This is a genomic window from Streptomyces sp. NPDC054796 (assembly GCF_053611545.1).
Genome location: NZ_JBSHAO010000024.1, coordinates 115,008 through 133,174 on the forward strand (window position 1 = coordinate 115,008; position 18,167 = coordinate 133,174).

At 70.0% G+C, this 18,167-nt stretch carries 16 protein-coding genes; 7 read left to right on the forward strand and 9 right to left on the reverse strand.

Annotated elements, in window-relative coordinates; all coding sequences use genetic code 11:
- The first annotated feature begins 234 nt into the window (after positions 1-234).
- On the forward strand, positions 235-1,602 hold the full coding sequence (locus tag ACWGJ2_RS21025; protein WP_453347664.1) for an alpha-amylase: 1,368 nt from the start codon (positions 235-237) through the stop codon (positions 1,600-1,602).
- A gap of 183 nt (positions 1,603-1,785) precedes the next feature.
- Here ACWGJ2_RS21025 and ACWGJ2_RS21030 read toward each other — a convergent pair whose 3' ends face one another.
- Complete coding sequence (locus ACWGJ2_RS21030; RefSeq protein ID WP_453347665.1) at positions 1,786-4,779, reverse strand: FAD-binding and (Fe-S)-binding domain-containing protein; 2,994 nt, start codon at positions 4,777-4,779, stop codon at positions 1,786-1,788.
- Positions 4,780-4,868: 89 nt separating this feature from the next.
- Positions 4,869-5,315 (reverse strand): MarR family winged helix-turn-helix transcriptional regulator, encoded by a 447-nt coding sequence (locus ACWGJ2_RS21035; protein WP_453347666.1) that lies wholly within the window; start codon positions 5,313-5,315, stop codon positions 4,869-4,871.
- Between the two features lie 159 nt (positions 5,316-5,474).
- On the opposite strand from ACWGJ2_RS21035, the gene ACWGJ2_RS21040 reads away from it, so the two are divergent.
- Complete coding sequence (locus tag ACWGJ2_RS21040; protein WP_453347667.1) at positions 5,475-7,379, forward strand: ABC transporter ATP-binding protein; 1,905 nt, start codon at positions 5,475-5,477, stop codon at positions 7,377-7,379.
- A gap of 78 nt (positions 7,380-7,457) precedes the next feature.
- On the opposite strand, the gene ACWGJ2_RS21045 is transcribed toward ACWGJ2_RS21040, so the two are convergent.
- Positions 7,458-7,676 carry an EF-hand domain-containing protein gene (locus ACWGJ2_RS21045; protein ID WP_453347668.1) on the reverse strand — a complete coding sequence of 73 codons (219 nt, stop codon included), beginning with the start codon at positions 7,674-7,676 and terminating at the stop codon, positions 7,458-7,460.
- 189 nt (positions 7,677-7,865) lie between these two features.
- Here ACWGJ2_RS21045 and ACWGJ2_RS21050 point away from each other — a divergent pair, with 189 nt between their 5' ends.
- Positions 7,866-9,191: an MFS transporter gene (locus ACWGJ2_RS21050; protein ID WP_453347683.1), complete on the forward strand. Its 1,326-nt coding sequence runs from the start codon at positions 7,866-7,868 to the stop codon at positions 9,189-9,191.
- 252 nt (positions 9,192-9,443) lie between these two features.
- Positions 9,444-10,004 (forward strand): hypothetical protein, encoded by a 561-nt coding sequence (locus ACWGJ2_RS21055; RefSeq protein WP_453347669.1) that lies wholly within the window; start codon positions 9,444-9,446, stop codon positions 10,002-10,004.
- Positions 10,005-10,011: 7 nt separating this feature from the next.
- On the opposite strand, the gene ACWGJ2_RS21060 is transcribed toward ACWGJ2_RS21055, so the two are convergent.
- From ACWGJ2_RS21060 to ACWGJ2_RS21085, 6 genes are all read right to left on the reverse strand, one after another.
- The gene (locus ACWGJ2_RS21060; protein ID WP_453347670.1) at positions 10,012-10,161 is read right to left on the reverse strand and encodes a hypothetical protein; all 150 of its coding nucleotides are present in this window, start codon (positions 10,159-10,161) and stop codon (positions 10,012-10,014) included.
- Positions 10,162-10,737: 576 nt separating this feature from the next.
- Complete coding sequence (locus tag ACWGJ2_RS21065) at positions 10,738-10,908, reverse strand: hypothetical protein (RefSeq protein WP_453347671.1); 171 nt, start codon at positions 10,906-10,908, stop codon at positions 10,738-10,740.
- A 666-nt stretch (positions 10,909-11,574) separates the two neighbouring features.
- The gene (locus ACWGJ2_RS21070) at positions 11,575-12,954 is read right to left on the reverse strand and encodes an NAD(P)/FAD-dependent oxidoreductase (protein WP_453347672.1); all 1,380 of its coding nucleotides are present in this window, start codon (positions 12,952-12,954) and stop codon (positions 11,575-11,577) included.
- A 12-nt stretch (positions 12,955-12,966) separates the two neighbouring features.
- Positions 12,967-13,275: a hypothetical protein gene (locus ACWGJ2_RS21075; protein WP_453347673.1), complete on the reverse strand. Its 309-nt coding sequence runs from the start codon at positions 13,273-13,275 to the stop codon at positions 12,967-12,969.
- Positions 13,276-13,323: 48 nt separating this feature from the next.
- A complete protein-coding gene (locus tag ACWGJ2_RS21080; protein ID WP_453347674.1) occupies positions 13,324-14,256 on the reverse strand; it encodes a terpene synthase family protein in 933 nt (310 codons plus the stop codon).
- A 216-nt stretch (positions 14,257-14,472) separates the two neighbouring features.
- A complete protein-coding gene (locus ACWGJ2_RS21085; protein ID WP_453347675.1) occupies positions 14,473-15,207 on the reverse strand; it encodes a hypothetical protein in 735 nt (244 codons plus the stop codon).
- 485 nt (positions 15,208-15,692) lie between these two features.
- Here ACWGJ2_RS21085 and ACWGJ2_RS21090 point away from each other — a divergent pair, with 485 nt between their 5' ends.
- The 3 genes from ACWGJ2_RS21090 (at position 15,693) to ACWGJ2_RS21100 (ending at position 17,588) form a co-directional block, all read left to right on the forward strand.
- The gene (locus ACWGJ2_RS21090; protein WP_453347676.1) at positions 15,693-16,646 is read left to right on the forward strand and encodes a transcriptional regulator; all 954 of its coding nucleotides are present in this window, start codon (positions 15,693-15,695) and stop codon (positions 16,644-16,646) included.
- A 234-nt stretch (positions 16,647-16,880) separates the two neighbouring features.
- Entirely contained in the window at positions 16,881-17,012 is a 132-nt protein-coding gene (locus tag ACWGJ2_RS21095) for a hypothetical protein (RefSeq protein ID WP_453347677.1), read from the forward strand.
- Between the two features lie 72 nt (positions 17,013-17,084).
- Positions 17,085-17,588, forward strand: coding sequence for a hypothetical protein (locus ACWGJ2_RS21100; RefSeq protein ID WP_453347678.1), 504 nt, complete (start codon positions 17,085-17,087; stop codon positions 17,586-17,588).
- Positions 17,589-18,167 lie beyond the last annotated feature (579 nt).

Sequence of the window (18,167 nt, forward strand, 5' to 3'; positions counted from 1 at the left end):
GCAAGAGGACCGCCTTGGACTCTTCGCGCGGGTTCATGGACTTCCGTGAAAGCCGCCATGCGGGCTTCCGCGCGGCAAGAACTTTCTGCAAGTCACTGGAAACCCTTGCGTCACCTCTTGACGTGCTCACGCCGTCACCGGCAGGCTCGCTCGCGTACTTCCCCCCACGGCGGCCCAGGCGCGTGGCTGCCTTCAGGGCACCCCCATGCCCGAACGAAGAAGGAGCCGCGAACCATGAGAAAACGCCTGCTCGGCGGGAGCCTCGCCGGAGTCCTCGCCGCCTGCGGCCTGTTCGCCGTAGCACCCTGGCAGTCCCAGGCGACACCGCCGGGCGAGAAGACCGTCACCGCCACCCTCTTCGAGTGGCCCTACGAGTCCGTCGGCAAGGAGTGCACGGACTCGCTCGGCCCGGCCGGTTACGGCTATGTGGAGGTTTCACCGGCCAGCGAGCACATAGCGGGCGACCAGTGGTGGACCTCGTACCAGCCCGTCAGCTACAAGATAGCCGGGCGCCTCGGAGACGCCGACGCCTTCAGGAACATGGTCAGCGCCTGCCACGAGGCGGGCGTCAAGGTGATCGCGGACGCGGTCGTCAACCACATGTCCTCGGGCTCGGGAACGGGTACGGGCGGCACCCAGTACACGAAGTACGGCTACCCCGACACCTACGGCGACGCCGACTTCCACACCTGCCGCAAGGACATCGCGGACTACACCAGCCGCGACGACGTGCAGAACTGCGAACTCGTCGGCCTCGCCGACCTCGACACCGGCAGCGACTCGGTCCGCTCCACCATCGCCGGATACCTCGACAGCCTGCGCGAGATGGGCGTCGACGGCTTCCGCATCGACGCGGCCAAGCACATGGCCGCCGCCGACATGGAGGCCATCAAGGGCAAGATGGCCGACCCCGGGTTCTGGGTCTCCGAGGTGATATACGGCGGCGGCGAGGCCGTGCAGCCCGAGGAGTACACGGGCCTCGGCGACGTGGACGAGTTCCGCTATGGCGGCCACCTCAAGAGCGCCTTCCAGAGCGGTGACCCCGGCCAGCTCCAGAACGTGGCCGACGGCAAGCTGGAGAGCGGCAAGGCCCGCACGTTCGTCGACAACTGGGACACCGAGCGCAACGGCTCGACGCTCAGCTACAAGGACGGCGACACCTACACGCTCGCGAACGTGTTCATGCTCGCGCACCCCTACGGCTCGCCCAACGTCTTCTCGGGCTACGAGTGGTCGGACAAGGACGCGGGCCCGCCCAGCGGCGGCGAGGGCTGGACGAACACGCACGAGAAGCAGGCCGTCACCGGACTGGTCGGCTTCCGCAACGCCGTCGGCGACGCCGAGCTGACGGACTGGTGGTCCGAGGGCAGCGCCCTCGCCTTCGGCCGCGGTGACAAGGGCTTCGTCGCCCTCAACGCCGGGGACGGCGAACTGAGCCAAACCTTCGCCACCTCACTGCCCGGCGGCACCTACTGCAACGTCGCCGCCGCGGCGCCCGGCGACTGCGCGGGCAACACCGTCGAGGTCGGCGACGACGGCAAGGCCGAGGTCACCCTCCCCGCGAAGGGGGCGCTGGCCCTCCACGCTGGCGCCAAGGAGTAGCACCAAGGGGCACCGCCCCGGGCCCCCGGGCCCCCGGGCTCGGGGCGACGCCACCGAGAGGCCCGGCCCGTACGCCCCCCACGCCCCCCGACTCGCCCGGGGAACGCCCCGCACCCGGATGCACCCGGATGCACCCGGACGGGCCCTGACGGGCCGACGCGCCCGGCCCGGCCGCCCACGCGGTCAGGCCGGGCGCGTCGCCCGTTCCAGCTCCAGCAGGACGGAGCGGTAACCCCGCCCGCCCGTCGCGTAGTCCATGCCCACCTCGCACATCCGGTTCGCCGAAAGGTGCGCGTCGAAGTGCCTGGCCGTCACCTCGGCGGCCTCGCGCGCCGTCGCCGAGGCGGTCAGCTCCTTGTGCAGCATGCCCCGGTCGCCCGCGAAGGCGCAGCAGCCCGCGTCCAGCGGCACCACGACCTCCTCGGCGCACGCCTCCGCCACCCGCCGCAGTCGGTCCGTGTCCCCCAGGTGCTCCATCGAGCACGTCGGATGCAGGACGGCCGAGCCCAGGCGCCGTTCGACGGTCAGCCGGGGCAGCAGTTCGTCCGCCGCCCATACCAGCGAGTCGACGAACGTCAGCCGTTCGTGGAGTTTGCGGTTGGCGGCGGTCAGATACGGCACGACCTCGTGCGCGAGGCCCAGGGTGCACGAGGAGGCGTCGACGACCAGCGGCAGTTCCCCGCCGTCCGTCCAGCGCCAGGCGGCCTCCACCGTCCGGTTGGCCATCAGCGCGTTCCCCGAGTCGTAGCCCTTGGAGTGCCAGATCGTCGCGCAGCAGGTGCCCTGGACGTCCTCCGGGATCCACACGGGACGCCCGGCCCGCGCCGAGACGATGACCATCGCCTCGGGGAGCGAGGGCCCGGCGTACCCTTCGGGCTCCCCGAAGATGCGGTTGACGCACGCGGGGTAGTAGACGGCCGCCGCCGAGGTCCTGTCGGTCGCGGGCAGCCGCCTGGCCGCCGCGCCGGGGATCTGCGGCAGCCACTCGGGCACGAGATCGGGACGCACCGCCTTGCGCGCCGCGCCCGTCACCGACTCCAGCAGCCTGTCGCTGATGCGCTCGGCCGCCGCGACGGCCAGCCTGGCCGACTTCTCCACCAGCGCGAAGTGCCGCGCGGTGCGCGCGGCCGTACGCTCCTCGCGCCCCGAGTGCCGCTCGTGCCGGAACCCCTTCATCATCGCGCCCGTGTCGATGCCGACGGGGCAGGCCAGCTTGCACGTGGAGTCGCCCGCGCAGGTGTCCACCGCGTCGTACCCGTAGGAGTCGAGCAGACCGTCGTTGACCTGCGACGACGCGGGCTGGCGCAGCATCTCGCGGCGCAGCACGATGCGCTGGCGTGGCGTGGTCGTCAGGTCCCCGCTGGGGCAGGTGGGCTCGCAGAAGCCGCACTCGATGCAGGGGTCGGCCACCGCCTCCACCCGGGGGATCGACTTGAGCCCCCGCAGATGCGCCTCGGGGTCCCGGTCCAGGACGACGCGCGGCGCCAGCACCCCCTCGGGATCGACGAGCCGCTTGATCCGCCACATCAGCTCGGTGGCCCGCTCGCCCCACTCCAGCTCCAGGAAGGGCGCGATATTGCGGCCGGTGGCGTGCTCGGCCTTGAGGGAGCCGTCGAAGCGCTCGACCGTCAGCCGGCAGAAGTCGTCCATGAACGCCGCGTACCGCCGCACGTCCTCCTCCTCGGCCGCGTCGAAGGCGAGCAGGAAGTGCAGATTGCCGTGCGCCGCGTGACCGGCGACAGCCGCGTCGAAACCGTGCCGCTCCTGGAGTTCGAGCAGCGCCTCGCACGCCTCGGCCAGCCGCGCGGGCGGCACGGCGAAGTCCTCGGTGATCAGGGTCGTGCCCGGGGGCCGGGAGCCGCCGACCGCGGTGACGAACGCCTTGCGCGCCTTCCAGTAGCCCGCGCTCGTCCGCGCGTCCCGGGTGAACGCGTTGGTCACCGAGGCCACGGGCGCCACCAGATCGAGCCCCGCCATGACCTCGCGGGCCTTCGCCTCGTTCGCCTCGCGGGCCGCCTCGTCGGGCGCGCGGAACTCCACCAGCAGCGCGGCCGTCTCCTTGGGCAGCTCCGCCCAGTCGGCCGGGACCCCGGCCACGCTGACGGAGGCGCGCAGCGTGTTGCCGTCCATCAGCTCGACGGCGGGCGCTCCCGCCTCGCTGAAGAGGGGCACGGCCGCCGCAGCGGCCGACAGGGTGGGGAAGAAGAGCAGCCCGGTCGAGTGGTATCGGTGCAGCGGCAGGGTGTCGAAGACGATCTCCGCGATGAAGCCGAGCGTGCCCTGCGAGCCCACGGCCAGCCCGCGCAGGATGCGGGCCGGTGTGTCCCCGTCGAGGAAGGCGTCCAGGCGGTAGCCGTTGGTGTTCTTCAGTGCGTACTTGGCACGGATGCGGGCGACCAGCTCCGCGTCCGACTCGATCTCGGCCTTGAGCGCCATCAGCCCTTCGCAGAGCGCGGGCTCGGCGTGCGCCAGCTCCTCGTCGGCGGCGGGATCGCCGGTGTCCACGACGGTGCCGGACGGCAGGACGAGGGTGAGGGAGGCGACGGTGCGGTACGAGTTGCGGGACGTGCCCGCCGTCATGCCCGAGGCGTTGTTGGCGACCACCCCGCCGAGGGTGCAGGCGATGGCGCTCGCCGGGTCGGGCCCGAGCAGCCGCCCGTACGGGGCGAGCGCCGCGTTCGCCCTGACCACGGTCGTGCCGGGCCGGACCCGGGCCCGCGCGCCGTCCTCACCCAGTACCTCGACGCCCGCCCAGTGACGGCGCACGTCCACGAGGATGTCCTCGCCCTGCGCCTGGCCGTTGAGCGAGGTGCCAGCCGCGCGGAAGACGACGTTGCGGCCCTGGCCGCGCGCGTAGGAGAGGACGGCCGAGACGTCGTCGATGTCCTCGGCGAGCACGACGACCTGGGGGAGGAAGCGGTACGGGCTCGCGTCGGACGCGTAGCGGACCAGATCCGAGATCTTCCACAGCACCTTGCCGCCGGCGGTGTCACCGTTGGCGGTGTTCTCAGCGCTCTTGGCGTTTTCGCCGTCGTCGCCCAGCAGCCGTCGCAGATCCCCGAGCAGCGGCTCCGGCGTCCCCTGCGCCCGGTCCTCGCCGACCCGGTCGAAGGCGGGGGAGTGGCCGGGTTCCGGGTGCGGTCGCAGTGCTTCGGGACGGGGTTCGAGCAGCGGCATGGGTCTCTCCGGTCTCTGACGGGAGTCTCTCCGGGCAGTGCGCCGTCGCATGCGCGCGGCTCGTCCCCATTCTGCGCCGGAGCCCCGCGTCAGTCGTGGTGCCGCCCCGCGTCGATGAGACCGAGCAGCCCGCTCAGGTCATCGCGCTGCGCACGGGAGAGCGGTGCGAGCAGTTCCTCGGCCGCCGACCGCCGTGCCCGGCGCAGCTCCTTGAGAGCCGTGCGCCCGTCCTCCGTCAGCTCGATGCGGGTCACCCTGCGGTTCGACGGGTCAGCGGCGCGGCGCACCAGGCCGCGCTCCTCCAGCGCGTCGACCAGGCTCGTGACCTGGCGCGGCACCACGCCCAGGAACTCGGCGAGGTCGGCCATCCGGGGCGGGGCCTCGCAGCGCGCGACGGTGCGCAGCAGGCGGGCCTGGGCCGGGGTGACGCCGACCGGCGCGAAGTTGTGCCGGTGCGCGTGGTTGAGCCTCCTGGTCAGGCGAAGAAGCTGGTCGGCGAGGTCGCCGGCGGTCTCGTCGTGGTGAGGCGCTGACATGGGCGCAGGTTATCAGGATGCGGTTCATTGTGAGTATAGGTAACAATGAACTATGCTCCACGGTGCCTTGTCGTTCCGGCACCGGCACCGGCACCGCCTTCGCCGCATTCACCGCCCACCGCACCTACCGCCACCCCCCCCCCGGACCCGAGGAGCCCATTGCACCGCGACACACCGGACTGGACCCCGCCGCCCAAGGCCGCGGACGCGCCCGAGCAGCCCGCCCAGGTGCGCCGGATCCTGCGCCTCTTCCGCCCCTACCGCGCCTCCCTGGCCCTCGTCGGCCTCCTCGTCGGCGCCTCGTCCCTGGTCTCCGTGGCCTCGCCGTTCCTGCTGCGCGAGATCCTCGACGTCGCCATCCCCGACCGGCGCACGGGGCTGCTCGGCCTGCTCGCGCTCGGCCTGATCGTCACCGCCGTGATGAACAGCGTCTTCGGCGTGCTACAGACCCTGATCTCGACCACCGTCGGCCAGCGCGTCATGCACGACCTGCGCACCGACGTCTACGCCAAGCTCCAGCGCATGCCGCTCGCCTTCTTCACGCGCACGCGCACCGGAGAGGTCCAGTCCCGCATCGCCAACGACATCGGCGGCATGCAGGCGACGGTCACCTCCACGGCCACCTCCCTCGTCTCCAACCTGACGAGCGTCGTCGCCACCGTCGTCGCCATGCTCGCGCTGGACTGGCGGCTCACCCTCGTCTCCCTGCTCCTGCTGCCCGTCTTCGTGTGGGTGAGCCGACGCGTCGGCCGCGAACGCAAGAAGATCACCACCCAGCGGCAGAAGCAGATGGCCTCGATGTCCGCGCTCGTCACCGAGTCGCTGTCCGTCAGCGGCATCCTGCTCGGCCGCACCATGGGCAGGTCCGACTCGCTGACCAGGCAGTTCGCCGACGAGTCCGACCACCTCGCCGATCTGGAGATCCGCTCCAGCATGGCCGGGCGCTGGCGCATGTCCGTCATCGGCATCGTCATGGGCGCCATCCCCGCGCTCCTCTACTGGACCGCTGGCATGCTCGTCCACTTCGGCGGACCCGCCTTCTCCATCGGCACGCTCGTCGCCTTCGTCGCGCTCCAGCAGGGACTGCTGCGCCCGACCGTCTCGCTGCTCTCGACCGGCGTCGAGATGCAGACCTCCCTCGCCCTCTTCCAGCGCATCTTCGAGTACCTCGACCTGCGCCCGGACATCACCGAGCCCGAGCAGCCCGCCAGGCTGGAGCGGGTGCGGGGCGAGGTGCGCTTCGAGAACGTCGACTTCGCCTACGCGGGCAAGGGCGCCGAGGACCCAGGTGCCACCCTGCGCGGCATCGACCTGCGCGTTCCCGCGGGCGGCAGCCTCGCCGTCGTCGGCCCGACGGGCTCAGGCAAGAGCACCCTCAGCTATCTGGTGCCACGGCTGTACGACGTGACGGGCGGCCGGGTCACCCTCGACGGCACCGACGTGCGCGACCTCGACTTCGCCACCCTCTCCCGCGCGGTCGGAGTCGTCTCCCAGGAGACGTACCTCTTCCACGCCTCCGTCGCCGACAACCTGCGCTTCGCCAAGCCGGAGGCCACGGACGAGGAGATCCGGGCCGCGGCCCGCGCCGCCCAGATCCACGACCACATCGCGGCGCTCCCCGAGGGCTACGACACGGTCGTCGGCGAGCGCGGCTACCGCTTCTCCGGAGGCGAGAAGCAGCGACTCGCTCTGGCCCGCACCATCCTGCGGGATCCGCCCGTCCTCATCCTCGACGAGGCCACCAGCGCCCTCGACACCCGCACCGAGCGCGCGGTACAGGAGGCGATCGACGCGCTCTCCGAGGGCCGCACCACGCTCACCATCGCCCACCGGCTGTCCACCGTCCGCGAGGCGGACCAGATCGTCGTGCTCGACGGCGGCCGGGTGGCGGAGCGCGGCACCCACGACGAACTCCTCGCCGCCGACGGCCGGTACGCGGCGCTGGTGCGTCGCGACGCCCGCACGGCGGACGGTTCCGGCACGGATGACGGGTCCCGCGCGGGCGACGGTGACAACCTCCCCGGCGCGGCGGCCGGAGTGCCCTCCCTGTCCCAGGCGTCATGAACACGGGCACGGGCACGGGACCGGGCTCGGGCCCGCGCGGGCCGGGCCCGGGACGCTCACGTGCCGGGCCCGACGGGGTCAGCCATTCATGGCCGCCCAGAACTCCTCGAAGGACATCCGGCGGTCGCCGTTGGTGTCGAGCGAGTCGATCAGCCCCTGTGCTTCCGACTCGGTGATCTCCGAACCCTCCAGCTCCGCCACGGCCTTGCGGTACTCGTCCGCGGTGACCAGGCCGTCCCCGTCGAGGTCGTAGCGGTCGAAGACCTTCCGCGCCGCCGTCTCCACGATGTCCGCCACGTGCTCCACCCTTCTGCGATCTTCACTGACGCGGTCAGGCTATCCGTCCGCACGAGGCCCGCGGGGAGCGAGGTGGGCACCGGCGCCGCCACTGGCCCGCTGCTGGCTGACCGTCACGGGGAAGGGGAGCCGGTGCGGTGTGATTGCGGTTCCCGGGGACTGGGGAGATGCGCGATCATGACAGATTTTATGAAAGGGCCCGCGTCCGAGGGCGGGCCGGATTCCGCCGCCACGGGAGACTCCGCGGGCGCGGTGACTCCTCCGGCGCGTCCTGGACGGCAGTTGCTCGCCGCGTCCGTCGGCAACGCGGTCGAGTGGTACGACTGGTACGCGTATACGTTCCTGGCCGCGTATATCGCCGCGCAGGTCTTCCCCAAGAGCGCGGGGAATTCGCTGGTGCCGTTGCTCTCGACGTTCGCGGTGTTCGCGGTGGGGTTCTTCATGCGGCCGGTGGGCGGGCTGCTGATGGGTGCGGTGGCCGACCGGCACGGGCGCCGGGCCGCGTTGACGGTGACGATTCTGCTGATGGGCGGCAGCAGTCTGCTGGTGGGACTGACGCCGACGTACGCTGCTGCCGGGATCTTCGCGCCGGTCATCCTCGTGCTGGCGCGGTTGTTGCAAGGGCTGTCGGTGGGCGGGGAGTTCGCGGCGTCGACGACGTTTCTGGTGGAGTCGGCGGGTCCTGGGCGGCGTGGGCTGTTCGCCAGTTTCCAGTATGTGTCGACGACGATCGGTCAGCTCGTCGCGTCGGGTGTCGCGGCGCTGCTGGTGGCGAATCTGGCGTCGGAGAGCATGGACGGCTGGGGGTGGCGGGTGCCGTTCGTGCTGGGTGCGCTGTTCAGTGTGGTGGGTTTCTGGATCCGGCGCGGTGCGCACGAGACGCGGAGCGAGGAGCAGGCGAAGGCGCCGCGTCCGGGGTTGTTCGAGGCGTTGCGGCGTCATCCGCGTGAGTCGTTGCTGATCTGTGGGATCACGATGGGCGGCACGATCGCGTACTACACGTGGACGTCGTATCTGCCGACGTACGCGGAGCTGAACGCGGGGGTGGAGAAGGCGGACGCGTTGCTGGCGGGCACCATTTCGCTGGCGTTCTTCGCGGTGTTGCAGCCGGTGGCGGGGTTGGCCTCGGACCGGTTCGGGCGCAAGCCGCTGCTGTTGATGTTCGGTTTGGGGTTCGGGGTGCTGTGTGTGCCGCTGCTTCAGGTGCTGGACGGTTCGTTCGTGACGTTGCTGTTGGTGCAGTGTGCGGGGATGGTGCTGCTGAGCGGTTTCACGGCGATCTCGGCGGCGGTGAACGCGGAGACGTTCCCCGCGCGGGTGCGTGCGGCGGGTATCGGGTTCCCCTACTCGCTGACGGTGGCCCTGTTCGGCGGTACGGCGCCGTATCTGGGCACGTTGTTCAAGGACCTGGGGCACGGGGGTCTGTTCCCGGTGTATGTGGCGGTGCTGTGCCTGATCTCCTCCGTCGTCTATCTGCGGCTCCCCGAGACCGCACACCGGCCACTGGAACGGTGACCAGACGGGGGAGCGGGGCGGCGGCCACCTCGTGTGTCGAGGACGACGACCTGGGCACCCGCGTCATACAGGTGCCCTGGGCGGCGCCGCGGAGAAACAGCGACTGGCCACCCCCTCACCGGCCCTGCCCGACAAACCCATTTCCACCAGCCCCGCCGAGGCGGAGTGGCTCCTGCGCGTCCAGCGCGCCTACGCCACCGTCAGCCCGGCCCAGACCAGCCGTCTACTGGCTTCTGCAAGGGAGACCGCACAGTGAGCGCCGCCCGGACCGTCACCGATGTCCTTCAGCCCCGCAACGTCCTGCTCGCCGGACTCACCGGGCTGGGAGTCGCCGCTGCCGGCCACTGGACCGGGGTGGCCTGGGGGCTGCTCGCCGCCCTGTGCGCGGGAATCATCCCCGCCGGCTACATCGCCTGGGAGAAGAAGCGCGGCACCTGGGGCGACCGGCACGTGGTGGACCGCACGCAGCGCCTCCCCATCTTCCTGGTCATCCTCGGCTCCATCGGCCTCGGCAGCCTGATCATGGTCACCGCGCACGCCCCGCGCGACATCCTGGTCGCCATGCTGGCGCTGTGGGTCATGACCATCGGCCTCCTGGCCGTCAACGAAGCCTGGAAAATCAGTGTCGACAGCGCCGTCGCCTCCGCCGCCGTGGTCATGCTCGCGGTGGTCCACTCCCCCTGGTGGCTGCTCGCCTACGGCCTCACCATCGGCGTGTGCTGGTCCCGTGTGGCCCTCGGCTATCACACGGTCGCGCAGACCGTGGCCGGCGCTTCCCTGGGGGCGGCGACCGCAGCAGCTTGGCTCGTGTAGCCGACGGTTACCGCGAAGGGCCGGAGCCCGGGGCGCCCGGCTCCGCCTCTGCGACCAGGTCCAGGAGCTTGGCCAGCGTCTCGTCCGAGATCCCCGCAGAGCCCCCTCGCGCGGCCAGCTCGACGGACCCCTCGTGCACCGCCGCCGGGATCCGCACCCCGTCCACGACCTGCCGCGCGATGTCCGGCTCGTGCTGGAAGAAGTACGGGCTGACCCCGGACGCCGCCCCCCCAGCCCGTCGAAGACCAGGGTCTCCGGCGTCCCGCCGAGCACACGGGCAGGCCTCGGACGCTGCACCACTCGATCCTCGCTTTCGACTACGTCGCCAACGTTCTGTGCGATGTCCGCGTCGGCGCCAGAGACGCCGCCCGATGATGCTCCCGAACCACCCCACCCGGCCACCCCGACCGAGGGGCACTCGTACGAGCATCCGACACGCAGCGCAGCAAGCTATGCCTTGCGGCACTGCCTCGACGGCGGGGCCGTCGAGCGACTCACGCGTTCCCAGGGGGCCACCAAGGCCACGGGAGGAGGGCAGTTCGGCAGTCGGTCGGGGCACGGCAGGTAAGGCGTCGTGGGCAGGGGCGGCGGCGCACGGGGCTACGTCGCCCCGCAGCCTGCCGGGTTCAAGGCCACCCGTCACGGCGACGACTACGACGAGGCACCGCAGGACGCCGAGCTGTGGGAGACCGCGCAGCATGCCGAGGGCGAGAGCGCGTCCATCGGCTGCTACTCATTGGTGCACGTACCCGGCACCTGGGACCTGCGCTCCACGCTCGAAATCCTCGTACCCGGCATAGGCCACCGTCGCGAAGAAGGCCCTGACGGACAGCGCGTCCAGGAAGAGGCGGGCGGCTCGCTCGCGGGGCAGGCCGCAGGGGCCGACGCGGCGGGCGCAGGCCACGGCCTACCAGAACGTCCTCGCCGTCCCCGGAAGCTGCGGGCTGCTGCTGGGCGGGCCCCACCCCCAGCTCGTCGAGGTGTCCTCTGCCGAACCAGTCAGCATCCTCGACGACGGAGCCGTCGCCTCCGGCGCAGCTCTGGAACAGGCGGTGCACCGGCGGAAACGGGCGGCCGGCACCCTCGTCGGCGCGGACGTCTCCGGCGACCTGGACTCCTCCACCCCGGCGACCCTGGCCTCGCGCTCCGTGCCGGTCCGCGCCGTGACCTACAGCGACACCCACACCTGCGGCGAAGACCTGGCACATAGGCGTCGTGCTGGAAGTCGGCCAAGGCAGCCCCGCGCACCTGCCGTTCGCCTTCACCTGCTCCCAGCCGGTCGCCGAGCAGCCCGCCGCGGCGAGCCTGACCATGGCACAGCACACCCTCTACCTACGCCCGGCCGTCGGGCTGCCGCTGCACTTCACCAGCACGGGCAGGGACGTGGTCCTCGACTCGTGCAGTGCCGCGTGGGTGGGCATGGTCCAGGCCCGGGAGCACCGGGTACGGCCCGGAACACCCGGTACGGCCCGTGCACGCGGCAACCTGGGCCCTCGGAGGAGATACGCCCCAAGGGCTACCGAGCGGCCTGCACGGAGGCAGTGCGATCGTGGCGCCACTCGGGGGCGGATCACGTCGGGCGGGGAGTTGGCGAGGGGGGCGGCGTGACGTCCGGTCGGGGCAGCAGCAGGCGGGGGAGGCAAAACGGGGAGAGCAGGGTCGTCGGCGGCGCCGCGAGTGAGAAGACGGAGAACAGCCTGTCTGCGACAGCCGGGTCGGTGTTGGCCGCTGCCAGGGCTCGGGCGACGGCACGCTGGCGGAGCCGGAGGACGAAGCCCGCTTCCAGGCCGTCGGTGGTCGGGTAGCGCAGGTCTTCGGTGGTGGCGATGGTCCAGGCTTGCAGGCAACTACGAGCGGCTGTCTTCTGCAGGCGGCGTGTTCGTCTCGGCACATCGGTGGGTCGCAGAGGCTTCAGAGCGTCGGCGAGGTGGTGGGCGGTGATGGCGGCGACCGTCATGCCGTGGCCGTAGACGGGGTTGAGCGTACACAAGGCGTCGCCGATGACGAGGAACCCGTGAGGCCATCGGGGCATCGTTTCGTAGTGGCGCCATTCGTTGGTGATCGCGGCGAAGCGGGTGGGTTGCGTCAAGGGCTGGGCCCGGCACAGCGCCTGGTAGAGGTGCGGCGCGCGCAGGGACCGGGCGAAGGTGAGGAACTCGTGGTCGGTGACGGGCAGTTGCTGGCTGGTGTGCCCGGAGACGCTGACGATCCAGCGATCTGCTTCGATGGGCATGAGGACCCCGGCGCGCATGCTGCCGGGGTGTGACTGGAGGTAGATGGCTCGCCAGTCGCGTTCGCCCGGCGGCCGGGCGTACAGACGGCTGCTGTATGCCAGGTGAGGTCTGCAGTGGGTGACCTGCGGAACGGGATAGCCCAGTGCTTGCAGCCACGCCGTGGCCCGGGACGTGCGTCCGGTGGCGTCAACGACGAGATCGGCCCGCAACTGCTCGTCCGCACTGTCGGAAGACATGGTGACGCCGACGACGTCTTCCTCGCTGGGCGAGGCGAGGAGGCCGGTGCACCGGCGGCCGGACAGGATGGTGATGCGCTCATTGGCGCGGGCCGTCCGGTACAGAATCCAGTTGATGAGGTCGCGGGAGCAGCTCAGGACTCGCGTTCTTCCGGGGGCACGGGTGAACCAGCCCTCGGGGGAGAGCCACAGCGCGTCGGAAGGAGCGGTGACGAGAGTGCCGCCCGCGCCCAGTGTGGCTCGGGTGAAGCCGGGCATGAGTTCCTCGATGAGCCGCAGGCCGTGTTCCCAGAGGATGTGGAGGTGGCGTGACTGCGGGATTCCAGGGCGGAAAGCGGGACCGCGGTCCGGGAGCGGGTCGCGTTCGATGACGCTGACGCGCTCAAAACGCTGGGCGAGCGCACAGGCCGCCAGTAGGCCGGCCGGCCCGGCGCCGATGACGAGCGCGTGAGGTACCTGGTCCATCGCTGTGTCCTCCATGGCGCGGTTTAGTCAGGTCGGCGTGCTTTGTGTACCGTCCCGGCGGGCAGCGCTACGCAGCCCCCGCAGCAGGAGGAGCACTTCGGCTGCCCACTTGGGCAGGGCGTAGTACGAGTAGAGCGCGGCCGTTCCGTTCGAGTCGGGGAAGGCGAGGCTGCCCGGGCTGAGCAGTGATCCGATAGTGAACGGGGCGGGTACGGCGATGGCCAGGACGCCGGTCCGCCGAAGATGTCGGCGCCGTATGTACGCGACCCCGTCGGTCGTAGTGACCTCCCGGCGGGCTGCTTTCGCGCTGTTGTCGTGGTGGCTCGCGAGTGCCATGTGCGGGTGCCTCCCTCGCGCGGCCGGCTCCGGCCTCGTGCCGGACGGTCACAAGGTCGCTGACGGGGTCATGTGAGTGACGTCATAGCGCGTCGTCTCGTGCTGCCAGGCCAGCCAGCCGGCCATGCACGCGGCGAGGGAGCGGACGAATCCCGCCGTCGCCTCGCTGTGCGCGAAGCGGGGGATCAGCTCGGCCATGCGGTCCCCGCGCTGGTTGATGAGGCGGATGAGCCGGTCTCGTGCCTGCTCCTCGCCGACCAGGCTTGCCATGGCGCTGACGGCGTTGTAGGCGCCTTCTCCGTCGCGGACTTCTTTGTCGTGCGAGACAAGGTCGTTGAGCAGCCCGGCCCAATCGGTGGCCGCCCACCGCAGGGACTGCATGTCGTTGCTGGTGTAGATTTCGTCCGGCAGCTCCTGCCCGATGGAGAGCTCGATCTGGTCGCAGATGGTCTGGACGGAGATGGTCTTCCGCCGGTAGGTGAGTTGCTCGGCGAAGTCGGGGACGGTGCGCGTCGAGAGTTCCCACAGGATCCCTTCGAAGAAGGTCTCCCGCATGTGATGCAGGAAGCGTGCGTTCCACACGGGGGACATCCACCTGCGGCCCATCGCGAGGATGTCCTGCAACCCGCGTTCAACGGCGTCGCGCGGCTGCTCGGGCCGGTGAAGGAATTCATCAAGCCGGTGAATGTCGTCGACCGCCTCGTCTCGCGCGCTGGCGAGACGCCTGACGCAGACATCATCCACATAGAATGCCCACATTCCCCACAGCGCCCCGAAGTAGACACGTTCGGGAAGGGCGTAAGGGAAGAGCCGGGCGCCGTACAGCCCGAAGTCACATCGGACGATGTAGGCGTCGTCCCAGATCCCTTCGGCGTTCAAGCCGTGGCGATCTGCCCACTCACGACAGAACGCCCGAATATCGTGGCAAGCCGGATGCTGGTCCGGGTGAAAGGGAAACCTGATGGTATCCGTGAGGTTCATAGTACTCTCCTGATCACACTGGCCCGGAGTGCGGCCAGAAGCGCATGTACAGGCCGTGCCTGGGGCACGCCGGAGCGCCCCGCGTCGGACCCAGCAAGGCAGCCGCGCGCGAGGACAGTAACTTCCTGGAATGGCCGGCCAGCACGCGTGCCGTCGTCAGATGGGCAATACTGGCGCGGATCACCACGGCTCGGGCATAGTTGACCGACAATGCCCTCACTTCTCACTCCGCGTACTCGAAAGCGATGGCAACGGCCGCTGCCCGCTGCTGGACAACAGGACTCCTCCCACGACCACCAGCCATACGAACACGGGGCCGAAGCCGAGGTAGAAGGACCAGGGATTGCCCGTCGACCACCGTCCGTGGGAGATGAACATCGAGACTCCCGTCACCCCGACGGCATTTACGGCGGCCACAGCGGCGCCCCACTGCCCAACCGCTTTCGGCAGGATCGGATCGCTGCGATTGGCCACCGCCAGGGAGATCATGGCGCCGGCCAAGGGGAACAGGCCGAAGGCGTATACGAAAGTCGTGAGATTCCACAGGAGGGTTGCCATCGAGTCTGTCTCATCGGCGCCAAATGAGGGGTAGCCGCGACCCATGAGGGAAATGAGCCCAAGCGTCGTCGAGGAGATGCACTCCATGGCGAGCCAAGCGGCGGCGCAGCAGACCGCGAAGAGCCCGGAAAACGTGGGACGTCCCGCCCGCCGTGAGTACAGGGCTGCGAGCGCGACGAGAACTGCCGCGATCGACAGAGGGGCGATGTTCCACACGAACACCCAGACTTCACCGGTCCGGTGTGGAAAGACGTAGTCCAGATAGGCATCGTCGGGACGGTTGGTGTCCGGGAAGAGCAGACCGCCACCGTTGAGGAGACCTACGCCGGTCACCAGGGCCGGGATCAAGGCCACGATCCCGATACGGTGCAGATAACGGTGGTAGGGCTCCATCGGACAGTCCGTACCTTTCTGACGTGGGGTTGAACCCGGGACAGAGTGAACACGCTGGGTCAGGCTCAAGTGCCGCTGCCCGGCGGCCCTTTCCACTCGGGTGGCGGGGTGAATCTCTGGTGTTCAACGGCGGTCTGCGTGAAAGCCGGATCTTCGCACCCGCGCCGGTCCTGCCATCTGCGACCCCCTTCGATCAAGACTTCCGGTGCGGAGGCGCCCGAGGTGGCACTGACGTGCAGGCGCATCGTCAAACTTCGCTCCGCGCAAAGGAGTCTTCGAGCATCTCTCCAGGAGACGGGCTGTACGGCGCATGAGGGAAGACGAATCCGTTCCCGGATGCGTGAATATGGTGAATGCTTGCGGCTCTGTGAATACGCGCCGAAGCTTCCTACGCGTCCCATGGTGATCAGGACCCTGTTGACGACAGACTGGCAGTCACGAACCCAGGCGACGCGAAGGAGGGCAGGCGTGAAGAGGAGGCTGACGTGAGGCGTCGAATCCTGCTAGGGGGCGTCGTCGCGACTTGCGCTGCCGAGCCGTGGGATCGGCTGGCCTACGCGTTGAACAAGGGGCCCAGGATCGATACGACCTCGGCGGGCGCACTGATCGACCGAGCCGCTGAACTGCACGTGAAGGAACTCAACGTCAGCGCGCGTAGCTTGCAAGGCGCGGTCGAATCCCACTTTGACACGATCACGGCGGCTCTGCCGCGTGCTGGCGAGCACGAGCGGGTTCTGGCGATCGCCGCTGGCGAGACCGCCGCCCTCGCCGGATGGCTGGCGTGGGATGTGGGAGATCACGACAAGGCCCGCTCCTGCTACAAGGTCACCACCGCCTACGCGGCGGCTGCCGGGCATCCTCCACTCCGAACCCTGGCGCTGACCTACGCGAGCTACGGTGCTGCGACACCGAAGGAAGCGGTGAAGCTCCCGTCTCAGGCTGCCGCGGAGTCGCGAGGCCGCGGCAACGCCGCTGCCGCCGCGTGGGTCCACGGGCGGTATGCGGAAGAGGCAGCGCAGCTCGGAGACGAACCCGGCGCGCTACGCGCGCTGGAGCGAGCACGCTACGTCTACGACTTCGCGGATCACCAGGCTGAGCAGGCATGGGTGCGGTTCGTGACCCCTTACCGCATGGACTCACTTACGCTGTCCGTGTACGGGACGTTGCGACGGCAGGAACTGGCCGCCACGGCGGCCAGCGCGGTCAAGCGCCTCGGCAATGATCTCCCAGGCTCGGGCGTTGTCGTTCTGGGGGATCTGGCCTCGGCGCTGCTCCGCGGAGGCGATATCGACCAGGGCATCCACGTCGCGCACCAGTTCGCCGCCGCTTCGCAGGACCGGTCCACCACCATGGGGAAGCAGCGAGCCCGAACGATCGCCACGTTGCTGCCGGACAGCGAGCGTGAACTCGCGCATCACCTGGCGCACTTCGCCCTTTGAGTCTCGCCCGCGCTGCCGATCGGCAGCACGGTCACCGTCGCCTCGCGGTCGGCTTCGTCGGTCATTGTCGCGGTGGTCAGTATGTTCACAATGTGTTCGCCAGAGGGTCGCGAAGCCGAGGAGGGGAACGTTGTGTTCATGGACGACTGGTGGGGCGAGCCCGCCCGCCCCGGGGTCCCCGCACAGCCCGGAGTCATCGAGCGTGTGAGCGCCATCGAGTAGCGGCTACAGCGGGTGGAACACGAGCTGTACCCCAACTCCGGCCACTCGCTGCGCGACGCCGTCGACCTGGCGAACGACCGCCTCGCCCGTCTGTGCCCTGACGAACCGGACAACGACGCGGGCGAATCACCGCCGGTACCGTAAGGGCGTCCCCTTTCGGGCCCCATCCCGCAAACACCGCCGCCGAGCCGGTACGCACGGCTACGCTCGCCTGTCATGGCGATGAGCGGTGCGCAGGTCAAGATCGGCGCGGTTCAGGCGGCGTGGGACCAGGTGACCATTCTGCGCTCGCCAGATGACCAGAGCACGTGGCCCGCGCTGAGCGAGCGCATCGCGGCGGCCATGGCCCTCTACGGTGCGGGTGAACTCCGGCGGGGGACGGTCTTCCTCATCGCGGGTGCGCTGGACCAGATCGGCGCAGGCCATCCCGGGGGCGAGCAGATCGCCGAGCGGTTCACCACGACGCTGATGGACAAGGTCAGCCAGGGGGAGGGGGTCGTGGAGCCGTCCGACCTCCCGATGGTGCGCCAGGTCGTGAAGATCGCTTTGGAGGAGGGCGACCCGGTGGTGTGGCGAGATGCGGCCGGGTCGGCCCCCGACAGCGAGTCGCGCGCGAAGACGGTCGCGCTCGCGCAGATCGCCGACTTCGTGGACCAGGTCGACGGGCCGGGAGCGTGTGAGCGCGTCCTGCTGACCGGGCTCGGCGACGCCCTCGGCTGACCCGGTCACGGCGCCACAGCGCCGTACTGGCCCTTTGGACGAGAACGGCCTCCGCGTACACCCTGCTGGAACCGTTGGCGTCAGCGGGACGCGCCGACGCGAACCGCTGGCTCTCCGCACTGGTTTGGCGCGGATCGATCGTGGAGTCGACGAGATGTGGCCGATGCCCTTGCCATAGGCGCCTCCTTGCCCTTGATGTAGCCCTGGGCCATCATCCTGTCCACTCTGCGGGGAGAAGAAGAGATGCCGACTGGGGCCGATGGGCAGCGGGACGAGAAGCCAACTCCGGAAGCCCATCGGAGTGTCATGCGGGCTGCGTGGGTCGGAGCGGCTGGTGCCGTTGTCGCGGCGGTGATCTCTTCGGTCGTGACGTTGGCGGTCAGCGGCGATGGTGGTGACCGCGAGCCCACGAGTTCTACGCCGACCGGCCGGTCGGAGACCCGCCCGACATCGGCCACAGGGCCGACTGACAAGGCGCCGGGGCCTAGTACTGCAACGGCGTTTGAGGTGACGGGGCGGCAGTCTGCTCGTTGAGTTTGTCGTGGGTGGGGACGTTGATGTGGTGCGGTGGACGGCTGG